The sequence below is a fragment of the Mycobacterium sp. TH-M103 genome, from assembly GCF_057473785.1.
Genome location: NZ_JBYCLG010000079.1, coordinates 1 through 4,526, shown reverse-complemented (window position 1 = coordinate 4,526; position 4,526 = coordinate 1). Strand labels below are relative to the sequence as shown.

Below are 4,526 nucleotides of genomic sequence, written 5' to 3'. Positions count from 1 at the left end.
GGCGCCGATCTTCGACAGCCCGCCGATCAGCCGCTGCACCGCCCACAGCAGCACCTTCATCTCCATCTCCGAGCGCGCACCGGCCTCGGACAGGTCGCCGGCCACCCGCGGCGCCGCGAACGGAAACAGCAACGTGGGCGTCTGCGCGTCCTTGATATGAATGGACTGCGGCCCAAGGCTTTCCGTCTGTTCGGTCCCGACCCACTCGACCAGCGCGTCGATGTCGGCGTAGGACCCCATGTTGGCCGCGACCACCCACAGCGCCGCACCGTAGCGAGCATGGTCGCGGTACAGCCCGCGGTAGAACGCCAGCCGTTCCTCGTCGAGCTTGGACGTCGTCGCGATGACCGTGGCACCGCCGTCGAGCAGTCGCGCGGCCACCGACGCGGCGATCGATCCCTTCGAGGCGCCGGTGACCACGGCGACTTCACCGCTGTAGCGGCCCGGCTCCGGGTTCTCGGCCCCGGCGGCGATGCGGCCGTACAGCGCCGCGTGAATCTGACGCCCGGCGGCCAGCGCCTTACCCTGCCACCAGGTGGCCTGGGTCGCGACGACATGTCCGGCACCCTCGAACCTCTCCGAGAGACGCGGCCAGTCGGCGTCGATCTCGGCCTCGTCGGCCAGCCACAGCCTGACCAGATCCTCACGCGCGCTGGCCCAGCGGTCGTCGAAGACGACGGCCTTGCGGGCGTCGAACACCGGCGCGACCAGACGCGGCCAGTCCGCACCCAGTTCGGCGGTGACCAGGTCGATGAGTTCGGCATCCGTGGCCGCCGGTAGCGCGCTGACCGGCTCGTCGTGGCCCAACTGACCCAGCACCAGGCGGGCCGCCGCGGCCAGTACGCCGTCGCGGCCGGTGATCTGCTCGGTGAACTCGCCCAGCGCGGCAGCGTCCACGGTCGCGCCGCCGCCACCGCCCGCCGACGGCAGCGCGACCGAAATGCCTCGGCGCGCAGCCACGGAAGCCACCGCGGCGTCGACGATCCTGTCGACGGTGGCGGCGTCGGCCAGGGCTCCCTCGTGCAGGTGGCCCATGGCACCGCCGCGCACGCTGGTGCCTTCGCGGGTGCCCAGCGCCACCTCGACGGTCACGTGCTTGGCCCAGCCGTCGCCGAGCTCCCAGGTCTTCTTGACCCGCTCGGCGATCGCGCCGGGCCGCTTGCCCGACGGCCCCAGAACGGTGCGCAGCTGGTCGTTGATCGCGTCGGAAAGCACCGGGCCGTAAGGCTTGTAGGTGCGCGCCAGCTTGGTCACCTGCGCGCGGAGCGCCGCCAGGTCGGCCTCGGCAGCGCCGTCGATGGCTCCCAGGTTCAGCTCCGACCCCAGGTCGACCAGCAGCTGGTTGCGCCGCGACGACGCGCCGTCGGTGATCGACTCGATGGAGTCCAGTTCCTCGATCTGATCGATGCGCATCTTGGCCGACAGCGCAATCAGCGCCAGCGTGGCATCGGCGGCATCGAATGCGATGTCGTCCGGGCGGACCCCGCCCGAGGATGCCGACGGCACCGCAACGGGGGCCGGGGCCGCGTCGACGGCGACGGCGCTCTCGGCCACCGGTTCGGGCGCATCGTCGGGCTCCGGCTCGGGGTCGGTGTCGTTGGCGAACAGCACGGCGGCGTCACGTTCGGCGTTGAGCACTTCGACTGTGCTGTGGGCGTACTCGGACAGCTTGAGGGTGTTGGTGGCCAGGCCGGCGACGGTCGGCGCGGACTTCACGCCGATCTCGACGAACCGCTCGACACCCAGGCCTCCGGCGGCCTCCTCGGTGAACAACAGGTCCTGCGTCTCGATCCAGCGCACCGGGCTGGCGAATTGCCACGCCAACAACTCGATCAGCACCTTGCGGGCCAGCTCGCGCGGCTTCTCGTTACGCCAGGTGTCGTAGTCGGCGAGGATCTCGTCGAGCGGCTCGGCCGGCACCAGATCGCGGATCTCCTGGACGAAGTCGCGATCGAGGGTGAACGGGCGGGGCACGAGGTTGGGGATGTAGCGCCCGATGATGATGTCGGGATCCTTGTCGCGCGGCATGATCCGCTCCAGCGCGCGCCGGAAGTCGGCCACCCCGACTCGCAGCACCCGCGAGTGGAACGGCACGTCGATCCCCGGAACCAGGATGAACGACCGCTTGCCGCCTGTGATCTCGCGGCGTCGCTCCACCTCCGCCTCCAGCGCCTCCAGGCCCCGCACCGTGCCGGCGATCGCATACTGGGAGCCCCGCAGGTTGAAGTTGACGATCTCGAGAAACTCACCGGCGCTTGCCGCGATGTCGGCGACGAAGCCGCGGACCTCGTCGTCGGGCAGGTCGATCTGGGAGGGCCGGATGGCCGCCAGCCGGTAGTTGGAGCGGCCCAGCTCGTCGCGCGGGACGATGTCGTGCATCTTCGAGCCGCGGTGAAAAACCGCTTCCAACAACGCTTCCAGTTCGAAGATGCCGCTGACGCAGGCCAGGGCCGTGTACTCGCCGACCGAGTGGCCGCAGGCGATCGCGCCCTCGACGAAGGCGCCCTGCTCGCGCATCTCGGCGACCTGCGCCGCGGCCACCGTCGCCATCGCGACCTGGGTGAACTGCGTCAGGTACAGCACGCCCTCGGGGTGGTGGTAGTGCACGCCGCCGGCAATGATGCTGGTCGGGTTGTCGCGCACCACGTTCAGCACCGAGAAGCCCAGGACGTCGCGGGTGAACTTGTCGGCCTTGTCCCACACCTTGCGGGCCGCCTTGGAGCGGGCCCGGACCTCCATGCCCATGCCCTTGTGCTGGATGCCCTGGCCGGGGAACGCGTAGACCGTCTTGGGGGCGGCCAGCCGGGCGGTCGCCGACATCACGAGGTCCGAGCCGATGCGGGCGACGACCTCCAAAACCTCGGCGCCCTGGTCGATTCCGACGCGGTCGACGCGGAAGTCGACCTGGTCGCCGGGGCGGACCATGCCCAGAAAACGGGCGGTCCAGCCGACCAGCCGGGCCGGTGGGCGGGCCTGACCGTCGGTGGCCGTCACCGCATGCTGCGCGGCGGCCGAGAGCCACATGCCGTGCACGATCGGCGATCCCAGCCCCGCCAGCAGCGCCGCCGCGCGGTCGGTGTGGATGGGGTTGTGGTCGCCGGAGACCATCGCGAAGGGGCGCATGTCCACCGGCGCGCTCAGCGTCACGTCGCGGCGGCGCCGACGGGGGGTGTCGTTGGCGTTCTGCGAGACCGCATCCCCGGCGCGGGCCGGGTCGGTGAGCTCGGAGGCCCCGGTGCGCCCGAGGATGGCGAACCGTTCGTGAAGGGTGGCGATCACCTCGCCGGCGGCCGTCGCGATCGACACCGACACTCCGACAACCCGGCCCATGTCGGTGTCGACGGCCGGGGAAGCCGTTGCGGTGATGACCAATTGGGCCCGGCTAGCGGGCAGCGGTCCGACCAGACGGGCGGCATGGTCCAGGTGCACCAGGCTGAGCAAGCCCTCGACGACCGGAACGCCGGTGTCGGTCGTCGCGGCGCCGACGGCCGCGAAAACCGCGGGCCAGCAAGGGCCGACGAGCGCATCGGGCACGGTGGTGAGGGTGGGTGCCAGCGGCTCGCCGAAAATCGCCGTGACCCCGGTGTGATCGGCGACCCGCTCAGGGTCCCAGTCGACCGCCACCGTGGCCGTCCCGTCGACGACCGCGGGAAGGAACTCCGGCCCGTCCACACCGGCGGCGATCGCCAGCACCGCGCGCATGGCCTCGCTGGCGTCGGCGGTGGACACGACCGGGGCGCCACCGTCAACGGTGTTGGCCGGCAACGTGAACGGGATGTCGACCCAGACGCCGGACAGCGGGACGGCGAGCACCACCCGGTCGCCTGCCTCCACCTGCAGCCGAGCGCCGGTGGACGAGTGTGTGGCGCAGCGGCTTTCGGGTCCGTCGTGCACCTGCCAACCGGACGGCTCGGCGATGCGGTGCACCGGGTTGGTGACGGTGCGCCCGGCCCACAGCACGTCCGGCGCGTCCAGGACGGTGGCCAGCGGACCGGTCACGTCGGGGCGGCCCAGCCGGCGCGAGGTGACGGCCTGCGGCTCGGTTCCGGCGGCGAGCACTTCATCTATGGCGGCCTGCTCGAAGCGGTCCAGCAACTCCCCGACGGGCTCGTCCAGCCGGGTGATACCGGCGACGGCCGCGATACCCGGGATGATGCACACCTGGTCGGCGTCGTAGCGGGCGTCGTGCGCCTGCCACAGCGAGTCGCTGCGCCACCAGCGCCGCACGTCCTTGTCGATGACGGGCACGAAGTTGACCGGCTTGCCCGGCGCCTTGCACAGCGTGACGAAGAACGGCACGTCCGCCGGATGCAGCTGCACGGTGTCCGCGTCGGGGTAGCGAGCGAGCAGCAGTTCGATCGCCGCCTCCGGGCTCTCCAGCAGCGCCGGGTCGGCGAACAAGGTTTCGATGGGGCCGTGATCCTGCGGGTGCAGCCGCGCCTCGGCGCGCTGCAGCATCTGCTCGAACCGGTCGCGCCAGGTGTCGGCCAGCCACGGGCTGCCCGGTGCGGCGGTGTCGGCGGTCG

At 71.4% G+C, this 4,526-nt stretch carries 1 protein-coding gene; it reads right to left on the bottom strand.

Features of this window, described 5'->3' with window-relative positions:
- Positions 1-4,526 (bottom strand): fatty acid synthase subunit beta domain-containing protein (locus AC2VOR_RS04620; RefSeq protein ID WP_486963279.1); only part of this gene is annotated, 4,526 nt, incomplete at both ends.